Annotated in this window: 19 protein-coding genes; 16 read left to right on the top strand and 3 right to left on the bottom strand. The window is 70.9% G+C overall.

Features of this window, described 5'->3' with window-relative positions:
• The first annotated feature begins 18 nt into the window (after positions 1-18).
• The 3 genes from YWW_RS30345 (at position 19) to YWW_RS37780 (ending at position 5,373) form a co-directional block, all read left to right on the top strand.
• Positions 19-1,044 (top strand): GNAT family N-acetyltransferase, encoded by a 1,026-nt coding sequence (locus YWW_RS30345; RefSeq protein WP_051325786.1) that lies wholly within the window; start codon positions 19-21, stop codon positions 1,042-1,044.
• 181 nt (positions 1,045-1,225) lie between these two features.
• Positions 1,226-3,175 (top strand): DEAD/DEAH box helicase, encoded by a 1,950-nt coding sequence (locus YWW_RS30340; protein WP_051325785.1) that lies wholly within the window; start codon positions 1,226-1,228, stop codon positions 3,173-3,175.
• 146 nt (positions 3,176-3,321) lie between these two features.
• The gene (locus tag YWW_RS37780) at positions 3,322-5,373 is read left to right on the top strand and encodes an Hsp70 family protein (RefSeq protein WP_051325784.1); all 2,052 of its coding nucleotides are present in this window, start codon (positions 3,322-3,324) and stop codon (positions 5,371-5,373) included.
• Positions 5,374-5,406: 33 nt separating this feature from the next.
• Here the strand turns inward: YWW_RS37780 and YWW_RS0113895 are convergent, their stop codons facing one another.
• Complete coding sequence (locus tag YWW_RS0113895) at positions 5,407-5,979, bottom strand: TetR/AcrR family transcriptional regulator (RefSeq protein ID WP_026930600.1); 573 nt, start codon at positions 5,977-5,979, stop codon at positions 5,407-5,409.
• A 105-nt stretch (positions 5,980-6,084) separates the two neighbouring features.
• On the opposite strand from YWW_RS0113895, the gene YWW_RS0113890 reads away from it, so the two are divergent.
• From YWW_RS0113890 to YWW_RS30330, 9 genes are all read left to right on the top strand, one after another.
• Positions 6,085-6,288, top strand: a complete 204-nt coding sequence (locus YWW_RS0113890; RefSeq protein WP_026930599.1) for a DUF3046 domain-containing protein — start codon at positions 6,085-6,087, stop codon at positions 6,286-6,288.
• Positions 6,289-6,538: 250 nt separating this feature from the next.
• Positions 6,539-7,594: a recombinase RecA gene (recA, locus tag YWW_RS0113885; RefSeq protein ID WP_026930598.1), complete on the top strand. Its 1,056-nt coding sequence runs from the start codon at positions 6,539-6,541 to the stop codon at positions 7,592-7,594.
• On the top strand, positions 7,569-8,105 hold the full coding sequence (locus YWW_RS0113880) for a regulatory protein RecX (protein WP_026930597.1): 537 nt from the start codon (positions 7,569-7,571) through the stop codon (positions 8,103-8,105). Before recA ends, YWW_RS0113880 begins: the two co-directional genes overlap by 26 nt.
• Positions 8,106-8,245: 140 nt before the next feature.
• Positions 8,246-8,929 (top strand): hypothetical protein, encoded by a 684-nt coding sequence (locus tag YWW_RS35980; RefSeq protein ID WP_155830173.1) that lies wholly within the window; start codon positions 8,246-8,248, stop codon positions 8,927-8,929.
• 150 nt (positions 8,930-9,079) lie between these two features.
• Positions 9,080-10,678 carry a phosphoglycerate dehydrogenase gene (gene serA, locus YWW_RS0113870; protein WP_026930595.1) on the top strand — a complete coding sequence of 533 codons (1,599 nt, stop codon included), beginning with the start codon at positions 9,080-9,082 and terminating at the stop codon, positions 10,676-10,678.
• A gap of 245 nt (positions 10,679-10,923) precedes the next feature.
• Positions 10,924-11,961, top strand: a complete 1,038-nt coding sequence (locus YWW_RS0113865) for a 3-isopropylmalate dehydrogenase (RefSeq protein WP_026930594.1) — start codon at positions 10,924-10,926, stop codon at positions 11,959-11,961.
• 151 nt (positions 11,962-12,112) lie between these two features.
• Positions 12,113-13,210 (top strand): branched-chain amino acid aminotransferase, encoded by a 1,098-nt coding sequence (locus YWW_RS0113860; RefSeq protein WP_035698647.1) that lies wholly within the window; start codon positions 12,113-12,115, stop codon positions 13,208-13,210.
• A gap of 100 nt (positions 13,211-13,310) precedes the next feature.
• Entirely contained in the window at positions 13,311-13,904 is a 594-nt protein-coding gene (locus YWW_RS0113855) for a hypothetical protein (protein WP_026930592.1), read from the top strand.
• Positions 13,901-15,124, top strand: a complete 1,224-nt coding sequence (locus tag YWW_RS30330; protein ID WP_035698649.1) for a PrsW family intramembrane metalloprotease — start codon at positions 13,901-13,903, stop codon at positions 15,122-15,124. Before YWW_RS0113855 ends, YWW_RS30330 begins: the two co-directional genes overlap by 4 nt.
• A gap of 4 nt (positions 15,125-15,128) precedes the next feature.
• Here the strand turns inward: YWW_RS30330 and YWW_RS0113845 are convergent, their stop codons facing one another.
• Both YWW_RS0113845 and YWW_RS0113840 read right to left on the bottom strand, forming a co-directional pair.
• Entirely contained in the window at positions 15,129-15,707 is a 579-nt protein-coding gene (locus YWW_RS0113845; protein ID WP_155830172.1) for a hypothetical protein, read from the bottom strand.
• A gap of 111 nt (positions 15,708-15,818) precedes the next feature.
• Positions 15,819-16,925, bottom strand: coding sequence for a polyprenyl synthetase family protein (locus tag YWW_RS0113840; protein ID WP_051325783.1), 1,107 nt, complete (start codon positions 16,923-16,925; stop codon positions 15,819-15,821).
• Positions 16,926-16,966: 41 nt separating this feature from the next.
• On the opposite strand from YWW_RS0113840, the gene metF reads away from it, so the two are divergent.
• The 4 genes from metF (at position 16,967) to YWW_RS0113820 (ending at position 20,359) form a co-directional block, all read left to right on the top strand.
• Complete coding sequence (gene metF / locus YWW_RS30325; protein WP_051325782.1) at positions 16,967-17,899, top strand: methylenetetrahydrofolate reductase [NAD(P)H]; 933 nt, start codon at positions 16,967-16,969, stop codon at positions 17,897-17,899.
• A 117-nt stretch (positions 17,900-18,016) separates the two neighbouring features.
• Positions 18,017-18,625, top strand: coding sequence for a hypothetical protein (locus YWW_RS30320; RefSeq protein ID WP_155830171.1), 609 nt, complete (start codon positions 18,017-18,019; stop codon positions 18,623-18,625).
• Positions 18,626-18,670: 45 nt separating this feature from the next.
• The gene (locus tag YWW_RS30315; RefSeq protein ID WP_051325780.1) at positions 18,671-19,474 is read left to right on the top strand and encodes a tetratricopeptide repeat protein; all 804 of its coding nucleotides are present in this window, start codon (positions 18,671-18,673) and stop codon (positions 19,472-19,474) included.
• Between the two features lie 396 nt (positions 19,475-19,870).
• Entirely contained in the window at positions 19,871-20,359 is a 489-nt protein-coding gene (locus tag YWW_RS0113820; RefSeq protein WP_051325800.1) for an SAV_6107 family HEPN domain-containing protein, read from the top strand.
• The last annotated feature ends 194 nt before the right edge of the window (positions 20,360-20,553 follow it).

Here is a 20,553-nt window from a genome sequence, read left to right as displayed (position 1 = left end):
ACCGCCCACACTGATCCCATGGAGATCATCGAACTCGACCCAGCGGACGGCGCCCTCGTATCCGGCGCCTTCGAGGTCCTGTGCGCCGCCCACGCGGTCGACGACCCCGAGAGCCCGCCGCCCCACGAGGGCGTGTTCGTCAAGGCCCTCGCCCACCCCGCTCCCGACGAGGACGAGGTCGACTTCGTCGCCGTCGACGACGGCGCCGTCGTCGGCAGGCTGAGCATCGGCCTCCCCAAACGGGACAACCTGCACTTCGCCGGGGCCGACCTGATGGTCCACCCCGACCACCGCCGCCGCGGCATCGGCACCGCACTGCTCGACAAGTTCATCGACTACGCCCGCGCCGACAAGCGCACCGAACTGAGCCTCACCACACGCATGACCTGGGAAGACGGCCCCCAACGCAGCGAAGCGGGCCGGCGGTTCCTCGAGAAGCGCGGCTTCAAGCTGGCACTGACCTGCGTCAACCGCCGCTGCGCGAGCGACGCGATGAGCCCTGAGGCCGAGCAGGCCCTCCTCGACAAGGCCGTCGCCGCAGCCGGCGACGAGTACGAGGTCATCTCCTGGCTCGGCCGCACCCCGGCCGAACTGGTGGAGACCATGTGCCGCCTGGACTCCATGATCCTGGCGGAGGTCCCCTTGGGCGAGCTCGAACTCGAACCGGAGACCATCGACGCCGAGCTCAAGGAGGCCAAAGCCGTCCGCACCGAGGCCATCGGCATCATCCCGGTCACCACCGTGGCGCGCCACCGCGCCTCCGGCGAGGTCGTCGCCAACACCGTCATCGGCGTGTTCGAGGACCGCGACTTCCGGCACGGCTTCCAGTGGATCACCATCGTCGACCCCGACCACCGCGGCCACCGGCTCGGCACGCTCGTCAAGGTGGTCAACCTGCGCCTGCTGCGCGAGCAGTTCCCGAACGTGGAGACCATCTGGACCGACAACGCCGACGTCAACGCCCACATGATCGACATCAACGTCAAGATGGGCTACGAGACCGTCGACGCCTCAGGGGAATTCATGCTCAGACTCGACGCCTGAAGGTGTCCCCACCCACAAGCCGGCCATGACGGTGGCACGACCACCTCATGGTCGGCTATTGTCAATAGCTGGCCCGTCAAGTGGCCCGATCAGGCGCGTCCCGCCCCCATCACCGTCGGCTTATGGTGAATCAAAGCATCCGCGGAACGTGCATCGCACATGTCCTCGCGGAAGGCGAACCATGACCATTGACCCGACCCCGTCGGATGCTGCCGTAGAACAGCCCGACACCACGAACGAGACACCCGAGAACACCACCGAAGCACCCGCGGCCCACGCCGAGGAGTTCACCGTCGAGACCGACGTGGTGAACCCCGACGAGACCCAGACGGCGTTCGAGGACCTCGGGCTCCCCGAGAAGATCACCGCGGCGCTCGCCGAGAAGGGCATCGCGGTGCCCTTCCCCATCCAGGCCGCCACCATCCCCGACGCGCTCGCCGGACGCGACGTCCTCGGCCGCGCCCAGACCGGCTCGGGCAAGACCCTGGCCTTCGGCCTGCCGGCCCTGGCCCGCCTCGCCGCGGGCGGGCGCACCAAGCCGAAGCACCCGAGGGCGATCATCCTGACCCCGACCCGCGAACTCGCGATCCAGGTCGCCGACTCGCTCCAGACCTTCGGCGACGCCGTCGGCATCGAGATGAAGGTCGTATGCGGCGGCACCGCGTTCTCCCGCCAGATCGACGCGCTCCGCGCCGGGGTCGACATGCTCGTCGCCACCCCCGGGCGCCTGCGCGACCTCATCCGGCGCGGCGAGTGCTCCCTCGACTCGGTCGAGGTCGCCGTCCTCGACGAGGCCGACCAGATGGCCGACATGGGCTTCCTGCCCGAGGTCGAGGAGCTGTTCGACCAGCTGCCCGACGGCCAGCGCATGCTGTTCTCGGCCACGCTGGAGGAGGAGATCGACGTCCTCGTCAAGAAGTACCTGTCCGAGCCCGTCGAGCACTCGGTCGACCCGTCGGCCGGCGCGGTCACCACCATGACCCACCACCTGCTGCTCATCGGCCCGCGCGACAAGGCCACCATGACCGCGGCCGTCGCCGGACGCCCCGGCCTGACCATGGTCTTCGTGCGCACCCAGCTCGCCGTCGACCGCATCGCCGACGAGCTGCGCGAGGCCGGCGTCAACGCCGAGGGCCTGCACGGCGGCATGTCGCAGCAGGACCGCTCGAAGGTCCTCGACCGGTTCAAGAACGGCCGCCTCGACGCGCTCGTGTGCACCGACGTCGCCGCGCGCGGCATCCACGTCGACGGCGTCGACATGGTGCTCCACGTCGACCCGCCCAAGACCCACAAGGACTACCTGCACCGCGCCGGGCGCACCGCCCGCGCCGGCGAGTCCGGCGCCGTCGCCACCCTGGTGCTGCCGCACCAGAACCGCAGCATGTTCAGCCTCATCGAGCGCGCCGGCGTCGAGGCCAAGCGCCACTTCGTGAACGACAACTTCGACCCGGAGCTGGCCGAGCTGCTCGGGGCGCGGAACTTCACCGACCTGCGGGCCGCGCGCGCCGACCACCAGGCGGACCGGAACGAGGCCGAGGTCAAGCGCATGGAGCGCCAGATCGAGCGGCTCCGCGAGGACGTCGACGGGCTGCGAGCCGAGGCCGCGCGCCTGCGCGAGCAGGCCGAGCGCGAGCTCGTCGAGGGCCCGGCCAAGCGCGAACGCCGCGACAAGGGCTCGAGGCGCGACCGCGACGACCGCGGCGGGGGCTACCGCAGCGGTGGACGCGGCGGCTACAACCGCGGCGGCCGCGACGGCGACCGCCGAGGCGGCTACCGGGGCAGCCGCGACGACCGAGGCGACAGGGGTGACCGCGGCGGCTACCGCGGGAACCGCGACGGCGACCGCCAGCAGGGCTACCGAGGCGACCGCGACTTCCGCGGCCGCGACGACCGCGGCGGCTACCGCGGCCGCGACGGCGACCGCCAGCAGGGCTTCAAGCGCGACCGTGACGACCGAGGCGACCGCGGCGGCTACCGCGGGGACCGCCAGGGCTTCCGCGACGACCGCGGGGGTTTCCGAGGCGACCGCGACGACCGCGGGGGCCGCGGCTTCCAGGGCAACCGGGACCGCCGCGACCGCTGGGACGGCGACCGTCGCGACCGCGACGACCGCCCGCGCCGCAGCTGGTAGCGCCGACAGCCGACCACCGGGCGGCCCCGAGGAGCATCGCTCCTCGGGGCCGCCCTTCGCTTGCGGCCTACCGCGAACCATGCCGCGAGCGATGCGGCCGAGTATCCTGAGGAGGTTCCCGCCCGACACCCCTCCGAAAGCTGTGAATGGACACTCAGCGGACCGCCGCGGCCCTCGGCGTCGACTTCGGCACCCACCACACCGTCGCGACAGTCCTGCGCGTCGACGGCAGGCGCCACCAACTGCTCTTCGAGGGCAGTCCACTCCTGCCATCCGGGATATATATCGACAACGATGCATCACTTCTCGTCGGCCGCGACGCCGTCCGCGAAGGCCGCCGACACCCCGGCCGCTACGAACGCAACCCGAAGCTCCGAATCGGCTCCCCATCGATCCTCTTGGGGGATAAGGACATACCCATCCGCGAGGCCGTCTCTGCCGTGATCGGTCGCGTGCTGAGCGAGTGCGAGCGGGTCGCCGGGCCGCCGCAGCGGGTCACCGTCACCGTGCCCGCAGGCTGGGGCCCGGCCCGGCGCCACGTCATCGGGGACGCCGCCGCCTCCACCGGGGCCGCCGCGCTCACGCTCCTGCCCGAACCGGTCGCCGCCGCGAGGTACTTCGTCGAGGTCCTCGGCCACGAACTCGAGCCCGGCCGGTCCGTGGTCGTCTTCGACCTCGGCGCGGGAACCTTCGACGCCAGCGCCGTGGCGAGGACCGCCGCCGGCTACGAGGTCCTCGCCGTCGACGGCTCGGACCGCATCGGCGGCCACTACCTCGACCAGGCGATCGTGGAGTACATCGGCGGGCGCTACGAGGCGTCCGAGGAGCTGTCGGAGCGATGGCGATCGCTGATGGACCCGCACTCGGGGGCCGAGCGGCAGCGGCTGCGCTTCGCGCTCTACGACGAGGTGCGGGATGCCAAGGAGCGCCTGTCGAGGACGGTGACCGCCGACGTCGTGATCCCCGGTTTCGCCGCCGAGGAGCTGCTGACGCGTTCGGAGCTGGAACTGCTGGCCCGTCCGCTGCTGGAGCAGGCGGTGGCCATCACGAGGGCGGTCGTCCGCGAAGCCGGACTGGAGCCCGAACGGCTGGCCGGGATCTTCATGGTCGGCGGCGCGAGCCGGATGCCACTGGCGACGACGATGCTGCACCAGGAGCTCGGCGTCGCGCCGACGCTCATCGAAGAACCCGAGCTGGTGGTCAGCGAAGGGGCGGTGACCGCCGGAGCGGCGCCGGCACCGCCCGTGGCGCCTCCGGTGCCGACGCAGGTCATGCCCGCCGCGGTCTCACCGAACCAGTCCGTGCCGCCCGCGCCGTCCCCCGCGACGCCGACGATGCCTCCGGCTCCCACGCAGATCCTGCCTCCGGCCCCGCCCCCCGACCGGCGCTCACCGGCCCTGCTCATCGGCATCATCGCCTTGGCCCTCGCCGTCCTGGGCGGTATCGCCGCGGCCGTCTACGCCTACGGGAACCCGTCCGGCACGATCACCGGCATCGAGACCGACACATCGGAAGAAGGCGAGAGCGCCGAGCCGGGCGCGGACGACAGTGGAACCGACGGCGGAACGGAAGGCGACGAAGCCGCCGACTGGGATTCGGCGGAGGTCGTGGACACCGAGATCACGACCGCATCGATCACGGTCTTCACCAATGCCGAGCCGAGCATGACCGGCTGCTCGGCCGCGATCGACGGGCCGCATCAGAGCCGGTTCGTGAGCGAACTCAGCTGCACCGTGATCGTGTTCGAGGAACTGTACGCCTCCAGCCCCTACGAGATCTGGATATACGGCCCGGGGCAGGATCGCGAAGACCCGGAGTCCACACCGATCATCGAGAGGCACTCGACCACCGCGGTCACCGGCACCGTGTACTGGGACTGCCCTCAAACGCTCCACTACTGCCAGGAGCAGGGCGGCGAACCGGGCGTCAGCCCCGAACCCGAACGGGGACACGAAGCCGTGGACTACGCCGCCGTAGGCGAGGTCTTCGACCTGGTCTGCTACACGGAAGGCGACGAGATCGTCCCCCGAGGCTCGGACGAGATCGACGGCTACCACGACTACCACCCCGGCAAGAACCAATCGAACCTGTGGATCCGCCTGGAGCACGGACCCGGACGCTACGGGTACATGCCGTTCGTGTGGCTGATCGTCGATGGCGTCGACCTCAACTCCACCGGCGAGCTCCCCGCGTGCTGACGGCGCACCGGACGGCCGGTGCGAGACGCGGCACTAGTGCCGCCGCACGGCGTCCTCCACGAGCTGGAGGATCCGCGTGATGGCGAGGTCCTCGCGGCCCGCGGCCAGGTAGTGCGTCAAGCCGTCGTACACCAGGTACAGGAACCCCGCCAGGACCTCGATGTCGACGTCGGTGCGCAGCACGCCCAGCTCTCGCTGGTGCTCCAGGCGCTCCCTGCTGGCCTCGGCGATCGCCTCGCGGCGGCGCCCCCACGCCTCGGCGAACTCCGGGTCGGTGCGCAGGCGCCGCGCCACCTCGAGCTGGGTGCCGAGCCAGCCCGCGGTCTCGGGCTTGTCGGCGGCGGCGGTCAGGTCCTGCATGACGCCGACCAGGCCGCGCTCGCCGACCGTCGCGGCCATCTCGGCCGCGTCGACCGAGGCCACGGCCAGGAACAGGGCGTCCTTGTCGCGGAAGTGGTGGAAGATGGCGCCGCGCGAGAGCCCGGTGGCCTCCTCGAGACGCCGCACCGTGGCCCCCTCGTACCCGAACCGGGCGAAGCAGGAGCGGGCGCCGTCCAGGATCTGCTGGCGGCGCGAGTCGAGGTGTTCTTGGCTGACGCGAGGCACGCGGCAATCTTGCCATCCGCCTGTGTCCACGGGCCAGTGTGTCGCCTACCGTAGGGCCATGAATCGGCATCCACTCGAGTTCGCGCGGCAGGGGGCGAGGGGCTGATGAAGCTCAGTGACTTCTGGGAGCGCATGGACGAGACCTTCGGCGCCGGATACGCCCGCAGCGTCGCCTCCGACCACTCAATCGGCATGCTCGGCGGCCGCACCATCGACCAGGCGCTCGCCGAAGGCGAGAACGCCAAGGCCGTGTGGATCGCGGTGTGCCGGACCTGGCCCGACCGCGTCCCGGCCCGACTCGTCCGCTGACCTCGGAGCGCGCGGCCCGAACGGTCCGAACGCCGCCGGCGAGGGCCCGAGCTCGAAACGCGCGGATCACCCGGCCGTCGCCCCCGAGGAGCGCCGACTCCGGAACGCGCTGGTCTCTCACGACGCTGAGCTGCGTCTTCTTCGTCTTTGCAAGATGCGCCCTGTTCGAACAAGCCGTTGCCCTAGGTTGTCGGTCGAGGGGACTACCGTATTCGGCATGGCGAAGCAAACAGCATCAAGAGGGGGCGGCATGACGAACCCGCAGGACAAGGGCAAGGCGCTCGACCTCGCGCTGGCCCAGATCGACAAGCAGTTCGGCAAGGGCTCGGTCATGAGACTGGGGGAGAAGCCCAAGCAGAACATCAGGACCATTCCGACCGGTTCGATCGCGCTTGACGCCGCGCTCGGAGTCGGCGGCCTGCCTCAGGGCCGGATCGTGGAGGTCTACGGCCCGGAGAGCAGCGGCAAGACCACGATCGCGCTTCACGCCATGGCGAATGTGCAGGCCGAAGGAGGCATCGCGGCGATGATCGACGCCGAGCACGCGCTCGACCCGATCTACGCCGAGGCGCTCGGCGTCAACGTCGACGATCTGCTCGTCAGCCAGCCCGACACCGGCGAGCAGGCCCTGGAGATCGCTGACATGCTGGTCCGCTCCGGCGCGGTCGACCTCATCGTCATCGACTCCGTCGCGGCGCTCGTGCCGCGCGCCGAGATCGAGGGCGAGATGGGCGACTCCCACGTCGGCCTCCAGGCCCGACTCATGAGCCAGGCGCTCCGCAAGATCACCGGCGGTCTGAACAACACCGGTACCACCATGATCTTCATCAACCAGCTGCGCGAGAAGGTCGGCGTCATGTTCGGCTCGCCCGAGACCACCTCGGGCGGCAAGGCGCTGAAGTTCTACGCCTCGGTGCGGCTGGACATCCGGCGCATCGAGACCCTCAAGGACGGCGGCGAGGCCGTCGGCAACCGCACCCGCGTGAAGGTCGTGAAGAACAAGGTCGGCTCGCCGTTCAGGCAGGCCGAGTTCGACATCCTCTACGGGCACGGCATCTCCAAGGAGGGCTCGCTCATCGACATGGGCGTCGAGCACGGGATCGTCAAGAAGTCCGGTGCCTGGTACACCTACGAGGGCGACCAGCTCGGCCAGGGCAAGGAGAAGGTCCGGCTCAACCTCAAGGAGAACCCCGACCTCGCGCTCGAGATCGAGAAGAAGATCAAGGAGAAGCTGGGCGTCGGCGCCGAGGACGACTCCGCCGCCGCCGGTGAGGCCGAAGGTGAAGAAGCCGCAGTCGACTTCTAAGCCCGACGACCCCGAGGCCGCCCGACAGTACTGCCTCAAACTGCTGTCGGGGCGGCCGCGGACGCACTCCGAGCTCGGCGACGCCATGCGCCGCAAGGGCTTCTCCGAAGACGTCGTGGCCGACATCCTGGAGCGCTACTCCGAGGTCGGGTTGATCGACGACGCCGTGTTCGCGCGGGCCTGGGTCGACTCCAGGCACCGCGGCCGCGGCCTGTCGAAACGGGCGCTGGCGGGGGAGCTGCGCCGCAAAGGCGTGGACGCCGAGTTCGTGGAGGCCGCGGTCGAAGCGGTCAGCGACGAGGATGAGCGGGAGGCGGCACTGCAATTGGCGCGCCGCCGCTACCGCGGCCTGGCGGGGCAGCCCTCGGAGGTGGTGCTGCGCAGACTGGTGGGGATGCTGGCCCGCAAGGGCTACGGTGCCGGGATCGCGATCCCGGTGGTGAAGCAGGTCTTGAGCGAGGCCGATTCCGAGGCGGCGGACCTGCTCGACGAGGAATCCCACTACGAGTAGCGGAACGTGTCCGTTCCGATGGCGACTCGTTCCGCTTTGCTTTGTGCCGCAACAAATGAGATGAAATCGTCACCGTCGCGTCCGGCGGAGGCGGGGTCCGAGTGCCAGGATGGGTGGACGTTCTCGTTCGGAGGATTCCCGTGGCACACCAAGTCCCCGCCCAGGGGCGTCCGCACGCGCACTACTGCGTGCCGCACCGGCACCCCATGCCCTGCACGAGGTGCGCGCCCGCCGCGCCGCCCGCACCCGGTTCCCGGCTCGGCCCGCTGCCCTCGTCTCCGGTTCCGGCCCATGGGCCGCTCGCGCGGCCCGCGCCCGCCGTGGTGTCCGCACTGGCCGCACCCGGTTCCCGGCTCGGCCCGCTGCCCTCGTCTCCGGTTCCGGCCCCTGCGCCGCCCGCGGTGTCCGCGCCCGCCGTGCTGCCGGCCGCGGCACGGTCGCGCCCGCGCGAGATCGACCTCATCCGCCGACTGCTGTGGACGGCCATGGTGTTCTGCATGGTCGGCGACGCCGTCGCCGTCTACCGGCTCATCACCGACCCCGACCCCATGATGATGGGCGCCGCCGCCCTCCTGAGCTACCTCGCGATGCAGGCCATGATGTCGCCCGGCCCGCTCGGGCGCGGCGCGCGCTGGGCGTGGACGTGGACCACCGCCTCCGCGGCCCTCGGGCTCACCGGCGGAGTCTCCGTCTTCGCCATGGGCATCATGTGGTTCTCGTCTCAGCCCCTGCTCCTGCTGGTGGGCGCCGTCTGGACCGGTCTCTACTTCGCCGCGATATCGCTGCTGGTCACGCAGCGGGTCCGCGACTGGATCTTCGCCTGAACCACCCGAGACGAGAATTGGGACCGCCGTTCCACGATCTGGACCCCCGCCGGTCGGTGAGGAGCCGTTAACGCGTTCGACATACGATTGGCCGCGACGACGCAGCGCCGCGCCCGGTCCTCCGTCTCTTCTTACCTTTGCGAGGTATCCATGACCGAACCGAAACCCGTCGTGGTGGTAGCAGACCCACTCGCGCCCGCAGCGATCGAAGTGCTCTCCGGAGACTTCGACGTCCGGGAGATCGACGGAACGGACGTCGGCTCCCTCCACTCCGCCCTCGTCGACGCCGAGGCCGTCATCGTCCGCTCCGCGACCACGATCGACGCCGCCGCGCTCGAGGCCGCGCCCAAGCTCAAGGTCGTGGCGCGCGCCGGGGTCGGACTCGACAACGTCGACCTCCCGGCCGCCACCCAGCGCGGCGTCATGGTCGTCAACGCGCCGACCTCCAACATCGTCTCCGCCGCCGAGCAGGCCATCACGCTGCTGCTCGCCAGCGCCCGCCACACCGCGCGCGCCGACGCCTCGCTCCGCGAGGGCCGCTGGGACCGCAAGAAGTTCACCGGCGTGGAGATCCAGGGCAAGACCCTCGGCGTCATCGGCTTCGGCAAGATCGGCCAGCTCGTCACCACCCGCATGCAGGCCTTCGACATGGACGTCATCGCCTACGACCCGTACGCGCAGCCCTCGCAGGCCGCGAAGCTCGGTGTCAAGCTCGTCAGCCTCGACGAGCTGCTCAACGCCGCGGACTTCATCACCATCCACCTCCCGAAGACCCCCGAGACCGTCGGGCTCCTCGGCGAGGACGCGTTCAACAAGGTCAAGCCGAACGTGCGGATCATCAACGCCGCCCGCGGCGGCCTGGTCGACGAGGCCGCGCTCGTGGCCGCCCTCCAGGACGGCCGCGTCGCCGGCGCCGGCATCGACGTCTTCGACTCCGAGCCGTGCACCGACTCGCCGCTGTTCGGCCTCGACAACGTCGTTGCCACCCCGCACCTGGGCGCCTCCACCCGCGAGGCCCAGGACAACGCCGGGCTGGCCGTCGCCAGGAGCGTCAAGCTCGCACTGGCCGGCGAGTTCGTGGCCGACGCCGCGAACGTCCAGGCCGGGGGCATCGTCGCCGAGGACGTGCGCCCGCTCCTGCCGCTGGCCGAGCGCCTCGGCAAGACCTTCACCGCGCTGGCCGAGAGCGCCGTCCAGTCCCTGACGGTCGAGGTCCGCGGCGAAGTGGTCGACAACGACGTCTCGGTGCTCCAGCTGGCCGCCTCCAAGGGCCTGTTCACCGAGGTGGCCGACTCGGTCACCTACGTGAACGCGCCGCTGGTCGCCGAGCAGCGCGGCGTCGAGCTGGGCCTGTACACCTCGCGCGAGTCCGCCGAGTTCCAGACCCTGGTCACCCTGCGCGGCGCGCTCGTCGACGGCACCACGCTGACGGTGTCGGGAACGATCAGCCCCGGCCCGCACGAGGCCCGCAAGCTCACGCACGTCGACGGCTTCGAGATCGACATCGACGCCGAGGGCTCGCTGCTGTTCCTGCGCTACACCGACCGGCCCGGGGTGGTCGGCCTCATCGGCGGCGCCCTGGGAGACCTGGGCATCAACATCGCCGCGATGCAGGTGGCCCGCAAGGCCGCCGGCGGCGACGCCTTCATGGTCATGGCCACCGACGCCCCGGTCCCCGCCGAGGTGCTCGGCCGGATCAAGGAGACCGTGGGCGCCTCGGCGGCGAACGCGGTGACCCTCGAGGACTGACACGGGACCTCCGCGAAGCGGGGACCCGCCGCCCAGTTCCACCTATTGAGAGCCGTTCGTCGGAATGCGGGACGGGTGCGTTAAGGTGAACGCACCCGCCCGCATTCCGTGTCTCCGGACCAGTCGACTCGCCGTGTCACGGACCTCGGCCCGGCGCGGGAACCAGACGCGGCGCACCAGTCCATTCCAGTGCGCCGACGATCGGGACGCTCCAGCGCACGATTGCAACAGATCAGAGAGGCAGCATGAGCAGGATCGCGGTCATCCCCGGCGACGGGATCGGGCAAGAGGTCATCGCCGAGGCCCGGAAGGTGCTCGACGTGGCCCTCCCCGGCTACGAGGCCACCGAGTACGACCTCGGCGCGCGCCGCTACAACGCCACCGGGGAGGTGCTCCCCGACAGCGTGCTGTCCGAACTCGACGAACACGACGCGATCCTCCTGGGGGCCATCGGCGACCCGTCGGTCCCGCCCGGCGTGCTCGAGCGCGGCCTGCTGCTGAGGCTCCGCTTCGAGTTCGACCAGTACGTGAACCTGCGGCCCAGCCGCCTCTACCCCGGCGCGTCCACGCCGCTGGCCGACGTCAAGCCCGGCGACATCGACTTCGTGGTGGTCCGCGAGGGCACCGAGGGCCTCTACACCGGCGCCGGCGGCAACCTCCACACCGGCTCGTCCGCCGAGATCGCCACCGAGGAGAGCCTGAACACCCGCTACGGCGTCGAGCGGGTCGTCCGCGACGCCTTCGAGCGCGCCAAGCGCCGCGGCGGGCACCTCACGCTCGTCCACAAGACCAACGTCCTCGTCCACGCCGGCGGGCTGTGGCAGCGCGCCTTCACCGACGTCGCCGAGGAGTACCCGGACATCACCACCGAGTACCAGCACGTCGACGCCGCCGCCATGTTCCTGGTCAGCCGCCCCCACACCTTCGACGTGATCGTCACCGACAACCTGTTCGGCGACATCCTCACCGACATCGCCGCCGCCGTCACCGGCGGCATCGGCCTGGCCGCCTCCGGGTGCGTCAACCCCGACCACACGCACCCCTCGACATTCGAGCCCGTCCACGGCTCGGCCCCCGACATCGCCGGGCAGGGCCTCGCCGACCCGATCGCCGCGATCTCCTCGACCGCGCTGCTGCTCGAGCACCTGGGCCGCGCCGAGGCCGCCGCCGCGGTGAACGCCGCGGTCGAGCGCGAACTGGCCGGACGCGACTCCGGCACCGAGATCCGCACCGCCGAGGTGGGCGAGCGAGTAGCCGCCGACATCGCCGGACAGTTGAGCTAGCGAGCATCCAGCTCTGAGTACGCCCGGCGAGTGACACTCGCCGGGCGTTTCCGTGTCGTCCGCGACCCGAGCACGACCTGCCTGACAACCTGAACGAGCGGTAAGTTAGGCAAAACGACCAATACAGCAGGCATTCACCGAAGGAATTCCCATGACCACCGAAGGTCTTCCCGACCTGCGGCGCGAGCCGCACCCGAACCCGACCCCCGCCGCCGAGCGGGACCGCTTGATCGCCGACCCCGGATTCGGGTCCCTGTTCACCGACCACATGTTCACCATGTCGTACCACGCCGACCGCGGCTGGCACGACGCCCGCATCCGGCCCTTCGGCCCGATCACCATGTCTCCTTCGGCGGCGGTGCTGCACTACGCGCAGGAGATCTTCGAAGGGCTCAAGGCCTACCGCTACCCCGACGGCGGCATCGGCCTGTTCCGCGCCGAGGCCAACGCCAGGCGCATGAACCTCTCGGCCGAGCGGATGGCGATGCCGCACCTGCCCGAGCAGTGGTTCCTCGACTCCATCCGCGAGCTGCTCGCCGTCGACCGCGACTGGGTGCCCGGCCAGGAGGAGGCCAGCCTGTACCTGCGGCCGTTCATGTTCGCCTCCGAGCAGTTCCTCGGGGTGCGACCGGCCAAGGAGTACCAGTACATGGTCATCGCCTCGCCGGCCGCCGCCTACTTCAAGAACGGGCCGCAACCGCTGACGCTGTGGGTCTCCGAGGAGTACAACCGGGCCGGGCCCGGCGGCACCGGCGCGGCCAAGTGCGGCGGCAACTACGCCGCCAGCCTGCTGCCCCAGTCCGAGGCCATCGAGCACGGCTGCGACCAGGTGGTGTTCCTGGACGCGGTCAACTACGAGTACGTCGACGAGCTCGGCGGGATGAACCTGTTCTTCGTGTACGAGAACGAGCAGGTCGTCTACACCCCCAAGCTCGGCACGATCCTGCCCGGCATCACCCGCGACGCGATCTTCACGCTCGCCTCCGAGTCCGGCTGGGAGGTCCGCGAGACCGACTACGCGCTCACCCGGTGGAGGGACGACGCCGAGTCCGGGGCGCTCACCGAGGCGTTCGCCTGCGGCACCGCCGCCGTCATCACCCCGATCGGGACGGTCAAGACCCGGGACGGCGCGTTCACCGTCGCGGGCGGCGAGGCCGGCAAGTTCACCATGCAGCTGCGCCAGACCATCCTCGACATCCAGCACGGCCGCGCCGAGGACACCCACGGGTGGACCACGCGGATCGACTGAACCGCGGGCGGGCCCCGGTCCCCTCCCCGTAACCTGGTAGTGCACGCGCGGAAGGCAACTGCCGCTCCGCATCTCACGCACGGCGACTCGGGGAGGGGACTTGGGCGAGGCCACCATACGGTTGAACCGGCTCGGCCTGGAACGCGGCCGCGTGTGGCAGACCGTCCTCGCCGCCGTCGCCATCGTGCTGCCGATGGCGCTGTGGACCGGGCTCGAGCGCGCCGTCGGCGACACCACCGAGAAGCTCGTGCCCGGAGAGACGATCACGCTCCACTCCTACCCGGTCGACAACGCCCGGCTCCAGTTCCTGCCGCCGGGGAGCGGCTGGAGCACCGGACTGACCCTCGCGGAGTACCGGATCGAGCTCAACCGCGGCAAGGTCAGCGCCACCGTCCAGGTCGACACCGCGGTCGCCAGCCTGACCAGGCTCCTCGAGCGCCGGGCGGACCGCCTCACCGCCACCCAGCCGGGGATCGCCGCCAGCAACGTCCGCGAATACCGCAACCAGGTCAACGGACTGGAGGGCTACCGCGCCGACCTGTACGGACGCAACATAGCCGGGTCCATCGTCGTGGTCGGCACCGACGGCGGGGCCGCCGCCACCGTCATCACGATCGTGCCCTCCGGCCAGCTCGACGACAGCGCCGCCAGCGCCGACGACTTCGTCTCGAGTTTCGTGCTGGGCGGGGCATGAGCGTCCGCACCGAGCGTGTCGTCGTCGAGAGCCAGGGCGCCTTCATCCGCGTCAGGCGCCCCGCGTACTGGGTCTACGTCGCCTGCCTCAGTTTCGGGCTCATCAGCCTGGGCCGGGTCCTGTCGCCCGAGTACAGCGACATCGCCGGGGCGCTGTGGGCCTCGATCGCCATCAACGCCGCCCTGGCCGCCGTGTTCCTGTGGATCCTCGCCCGCCTCGACCTGTTCGAGCGCGAACCGGTCACCGTCAGGGCCGCCGCCATGTGCTGGGGCGGCCTGGCCGCCGTCTCGTTCTCCATGATCGCCAACGACGCCGCCCTGGTCGTCCTCGCCCAGCTCAACGACGCCGGCTGGGCCCGCACCTGGGGGCCCGCGATCGCCGGGCCGCTCAACGAGGAGTGGCTCAAGGCCGTCGGCGTGGTCATGCTCGTCCTCATCGTCCGCGAGCACTTCGACCGGTCCATCGACGGCCTCATCTACGGCGCCCTGGTCGGCCTGGGCTTCCAGGTCGTCGAGAACCTCACCTACGCGGTCAACTTCGCCGTCATCAACCCCAACTCGGACTGGGCCGGGTCGATGACCGTCACGTTCACGCGCGTCCTCGTCGCCGGCCCCTGGTCGCACCCGCTGTACTCGGGCACTGCCGGGCTCGGCATCGCCTACCTCGTCACGCAGGTCAGGAAGCCGATGCGGGTGCGTGTGCTGGTCGCCCTCGGGCTGTTCGCCCTGGCGATGGCCATGCACGGGCTGTGGAACCTGCCGGGGGTGCCGGGCCTGGACGGCTGGGTGGTGGTGCCGCTGACCTACGGCAAGGGCCTGATCATCCTGGGCCTGTTCTTCGTGCTCTACCACTTCGCGGCGCGCGCCGAATGGCGCTGGTTCGTCACCACCATGTCCGACCAGCCCGAAACGGTCGTCACCACCGAGGACCTGACGACGATGCGGTCGCTGCGCAGCCGCCGCAAGGCCCGCAACCAGGACGCGAGACGCTGGGGCAAGCGCGCCGCGCAGCTGCGCGGCCAGTTGCAGGGCGAACTGGTGCGGTTGGCGACGGTCCTGGCCCGTGAGCAGCGCCGCGCCACCGCCGTCGACGACGCGCCCGACGTCGCCTCCGTCAAACGCAACATCGCCGCGATCCGCGCCGAGCTCGCCGAGGTAGCCGGTGAGGCCGGGGACCCAGATGACGCCGGAGAGGCCGAGACCGCCGCAGTGCGCGGCTGACGCGCTAGCCGGTGGGCGTCCCGCTCGGCGTCGGCGACTGCGAAGGGCTCTTCGTGGGGCTCGGCTGCTCGCTCGGCGTCCCGCTCGGGGACGGCTCGGCCGTCGTCGGCTCCTCGCTCGGCTCGGCGCTGGACGAGTCGTTCTCCTCTGAGGCCGGACTGGTGGGCGGCTCGACCGGGGTCAGCCCCGGCGTCCCGCCCGGCGCCTCCGTCGAGGTCTCGGACCCGCCCGCCTCATCGCCCGGCTGCACCCGGCCGCTCGGCGCGGTGGCCTCCCCCGTCGGCACCGCGTCGCCGTCGGCCGACGGGTCGGTCGTCTCGGCGTCCTGCTCCTGGGTGTCGGAGTCGTAGCCGGACCAGCCGTCGGTGACGCCCGATCCGCTCTCGTCCGTCTCCATGCCGATCAGTTCGGGGACCGGCGTGCGCACCAGCACCCCGGCGGCCATCACGCCGCCGGCGACCGCGGCCACCGCCAGCACACCGAGCCGCCGGAACCGCTTCGAGTGGTGCACATCGTAATTGAGCGATCGAAACGCGCCTTTGGCCTCGCGCCCGATGACGCCGAAGAGTCCCACAGGAGTCACCCACCGTTCGTTCGAGTCTCTGCGGTGATCAACGAGCGGACCGGCGAGAGGTAACCCCGCATCACCCGTGCGAGGGGCGGGACGGACACGTTCAGGGCTGTCCGGCGCCCTCTAGAAGTCGCGCTTGACCGCGCCCACGAGCAGCCCCGAGAAAACCTCCAGCGCGGCCGGGTCGACGTCCCCGCGCGAGGCCTCCAGCGCCGCCTCGGCCTCGGCCGCGAGCACCTCGATCCGGTGCTCGGTGTCGGCCAGCGCCCCGGTGTCCATCAGGATCGCCCGCAGCCGCTCCACGCCCGCCTCGTCGAGGCCGGGGTCGCCCAGCCCCGCGTCCAGCGCGGCGCGCTGCTCGGCGTCGGCGGCGGCCCAGGCCCGCGCCACCAGGAACGTGTGCTTGCCCTCGCGCAGGTCGTCGCCGGCGGGCTTGCCCGTCTGCTCCGGGTCGCCGAAGACGCCCAGGACGTCGTCGCGCAGCTGGAACGCCTCGCCCAGCGGCAGCCCGATCCCCGAATAGCTGGCGCGGACCGCCTCGCCCGCCCCGGCCAGGGACGCGCCGATCAGCAGCGGCCGCTCGATCGTGTACTTCGCGGACTTGTAGCGGGCGACCTTCGCGGCGGTGTCCTCGGAGACGTCGCGCCGCACCTCCGAGAGCACGTCCAGGTACTGCCCGGCGCTGACCTCGGTGCGCATGAGGTCGAAATCCGCCCTGGCCGCGGCCACGGCCTCGAACGGCATCCCCGCCGAGCACAGCAGCTCGTCCGACCAGACCAGGCACAGGTCGCCCAGCAGGATCGCCGCGGCGGCGCCGAACTCCTCGGGCCGCCCCGACCAGCGCTCGCGCTCGTGCAGCGCGGCGAAGCGCCGGTGGACCGACGGGGCGCCGCGGCGGGTGTCCGAGCCGTCGATGAGGTCGTCGTGCATCAGCGCCGAGGCCTGGAGCAGCTCCAGGGAGGCCACGCACGCGACCAGCGCCTCGGAATCGGGCAGACCCGCGCCGCGCGCCCCCCAGTAGGCGAACATCGGGCGGACCCGCTTGCCGCCGCCGAGCACGAAGGAGCGGACGGCGTCGGCGTAGGCGCCGAGGCTGTCGTCGATACCGCAGATCACGGCGGCCTGCCGGTCCAGGAAGGCGGTCAGGGCGGCGTCGATGCGGTCTTTGAGCTCCACGCCCCGAACCCTAGGAGACCGGTGTGCGATCCCAACTATTGGGTGGGGCCGCATGCAGGTCAGACCACGTGTCTCCGAGTCGTTACCGTTGGCGTATGACCCTCGGAGTCGCCTCAGTGATGCCACAGCAGAGCGCCAAGATCGGCGACCTGCTCCGTTCGGGCACCCCGAGGTTCTCATTCGAGATGTTCCCGCCCCGCTCGGAGAAGGACGAGACGACCCTGTGGCGCACCGTCCGCGCACTGGAGGGCCTCGGCGCCGACTTCGTGTCGGTGACCTACGGCGCGGGCGGCTCGACCAGGGTCAAGACCGTCGAGACGACCGAGCGGATCAACGCCGAGACCACGCTGCTGACGATGGCGCACTGCACTGCCGTCGACCACTCCGTGGCCGAGCTGCGCAACCTCATCGGGCACTTCGCCAACGTCGGGGTGCGCAACATCCTCGCCGTCCGCGGCGACCCGCCGGGGAACCCCAGAGCCGAATGGGTCAAGCACCCCGAAGGGGTGCTGCACGCCCGCGAGCTGGTCGAGCTCATCAAGTCCTCCGGCGATTTCAGCGTCGGCGTGGCGGCCTTCCCCGAAGGCCACCCCAGGGACGCCGACTGGGAGACCGGCGTGCGCCACTTCGTCGCGAAATGCCGCGCCGGAGCGGACTTCGCCATCACCCAGATCTTCTTCGGCGCCGACGACTACCTGCGATTGCGCGACGCGGTGGCCGCCGCCGGATGCGACATCCCGATCGTGCCGGGCATCATGCCGGTGACCAACATCAAGCAGATCGAGCGGTTCGCCGTCCTCACCGGGATGGTCTTCCCCGCCGACCTCGCCGAGCGGCTGCGCGCGGTCGCGGACGACCGCGACGCCATCCGCGACATCGGCGTCGAGGTCGCCACCGAACTGGGCGCGAAGCTGCTGGCCGAAGGCGCGCCGGGCCTGCACTTCACCACCCTGAACCACTCCAGGTCGACCCGCCGCGTCTGGCAGAACCTCAACGGCGCCAACACCGGGCCCCATCGCAACGGCTGATGCGCGAGTGTCGGGTGCGCGACGGAACAGTTGCCGTGGCGATGCGGAGACGTAGAGTGCTCTAATATGTCCGATGCTGCGCGACCGCCTTTGATGCCGTCTGCTACAACAGGTCCCATGCGCACGCGTGTACCTGCCGACTCCCTAATGGGCAGGGCCATTCTCTCGACACGGCTCCGACCGGGGGTCGTCGTCGGCCTCGGATTGACCGCGAGCCTCCTCGTGCCGGTGGCCGCCCTGGCCGGCGGGCCGGTCATCCTGGCCGCGTTGCCGCTCATCGGCGTCACCGCCCTGTGCGACGCCTCCTATGCGCTGCTGGCCGCGCGCTCGACCAACCTGGCACGGCGCGTGCTCGTGTTCGAACCGCTCGCCGGGCGCCTCGGCGAAGCGGCCTGGCTGCTCGCCCTGTGGTTCCTCGGCGCCCCCGGTTGGATCGTCGTCGTCACCGGCGCGCTGTGCTGGATCTACGTGCAGACCCGTTCCCGCGCGCGCCAGGTCGGCCTGCGCGACCTCGGCATGACCACGCTGGGGGAGCGGTCGGTGCGGACCGTGACGGTCGCCCTCGGATTCGCGGTGGCCGGCGTCGTCGCCTTCGCGGGCGGCGCCGAGTACGTCACCTGGATCTCCGGGGCCGTGACCGTCGCGGCCATGGCCTGGCTCCTCATGGCCGCGCTCGGGCTGCTCCAGCTGGTCATCGTCGTCTCGGCGGCGCTGCGCAACGAGTGACCGGCCGCATGGAATGACCGGCGCCGCCGCGGCGTTGGACCGACAATGCGCATCGAAGTATGGGCCGATGCGGTCGCACCCGAGACCCTGTCGGCCAAGGACCAGCTCAAAGCGGCCCTCGACGGCCGCGCCTCCAGTGCCGAAGCCACGGCGCTCCCCGAGATCGAAGTGGTCTGGCGGCCCCACCCGTCGGACGACTCCGACGCCCAGCGGCTCGTCCACCTCGCCTACACCGACGGCGGACCCGCGCTGCAAGAGACCGTGCTCGCCGCGATCCTGGCGGCCCGCTACGGCGAGGGCGCGGACGTCACCGACCTCGAGGTGCTCGGGCGCCTGTCCGCCTCTGCGGGCTTCGCCCAGGGCGCGGCGATGCTGCGCACCGACGCCGGCAAGCGCGGTGTGGAGGAGCAGCGGCTGCGCGGGAAGGCGATCGGCGTGACGGCCGTCCCGACGTTCACGCAGGCCGACCGGCTGCTCGAGAGCCCGGACTCCGAGGCGTTGACGGCGTTCCTCGACGCCGAGGAGGAGCGGGCGGTGCCCGAGGAGACGCAGCGGCTGCGGCACGCCGAGGCGCTGCTGCGGCAGCGCGATCCCTTGGGGGCGCTGCGCCTGATCGAGCCGTTGCTGCGCGACCACCCGGGGCACCCGGACGTGGTGCAGCTGGCGGCGCGGGCCTACTTCAAGTCCGCCCAGCTGAACAAGGCGCTGGTGCTGGCCGAGGCGATGGTCGAGGTCAACCCGGCCGACTTCTACGCCAGGCGGCTGCTGGGCCGGACCCTGGAGCGGCTGGGACGCCGCGACGAGGCCAGAGCGCACCTGCGGCTGATCGACGAGATCACCGAGGACTGACGGCGGCCCGCTCCGCGGGCCGCCCGTCGTGCGAAACGCGCGAGCGGCGGAGCGGCGATCCGGCGACTGACGGTGGAATAAGGGCACGTGTGTTCGCACATCGCCTGATTGCCGCAGGCCAGGCCGGTTACGACCGGCATCGCGGCCGCTGCGCTGTGCGCGTGGTTTGCGACAGCGTCATTTCGGCGCGAATGCCGCGTGGCGCAGATGACACCGCAGCGTCGCGCACCGAACGGTGCGCGACGCTTTTCTTTGTGCGGCAAGACATCGACTGTCGGATTGGGGACAATCCGTAGTGCTCTGCTGATTTCGCGTAGCGATGGGGGTTCAAAATGTCGGACCCGTGTGGTTCCATAAATGTCGAACGCAAGTTCGAACAAAGTAATGGAGGCCCTCATGGCAGCTTCTCGACCCGGAGCCACCCGAACCGGTCCCCGTCTCGTGCAAGCCGGGACCGTCAAAAACGCCCGCCTGCGCATCCCTGCCAACCAACTACCCAACCGCTCGCCCCTGCAACTGCTGTCGACCGCCCGCACCGACCTCGACGATGCCGCCGAGCAGGTGCGTCCCGGTCAGCGCTACGCGGAGGCGCACATGGCCGCGCTGCGCGTCGCCGCGGCGGTGCTCGCCGTCAGAGCGGGCGACGTCGCGGGCCGCAGGCGGCCCGGACGGCCGTCGAGCACCTGGGAACTGCTGGCAGGCGCCGCTCCGGAACTGGAGGAGTGGGCCTCCCACTTCTCTCGGACGGCCCGCAAACGGGTGCTGGCACAGGCCGGGATCCCCGACATCGTGACGGCCGAGGAGGCCGACGCGCTCGTGGCCGACGCCCGCCGCTTCCTGGACGTGGTGATCCGCCTGTTGGGCTTCAGCGCGCTTGCGCGTTGAAGGATGTGTCCAGGAGCGCGCTTGCGCGTTGAAGGGTGTGACCAGCAGCGCGCTCGCGCGTTGAAGGATGTGTCCAGGAGCGCGCTCGCGCGCTGAAGGGTGTGACCAAGCGCGCTCGCGCGTTGGAGGATGACTCCAGGAGTGCGCTCACGCGTTGCAGGATGGGCACAGCAGCGCTTCGCGCGCTGAAGGGT

The sequence above is a fragment of the Glycomyces tenuis DSM 44171 genome (assembly GCF_000427885.1).
GTDB lineage: Bacteria > Actinomycetota > Actinomycetes > Mycobacteriales > Micromonosporaceae > Glycomyces > Glycomyces tenuis.
The sequence above is the reverse complement of the archived record's forward strand: the minus strand, read 5'-3'. Positions and strand labels throughout refer to the sequence as shown.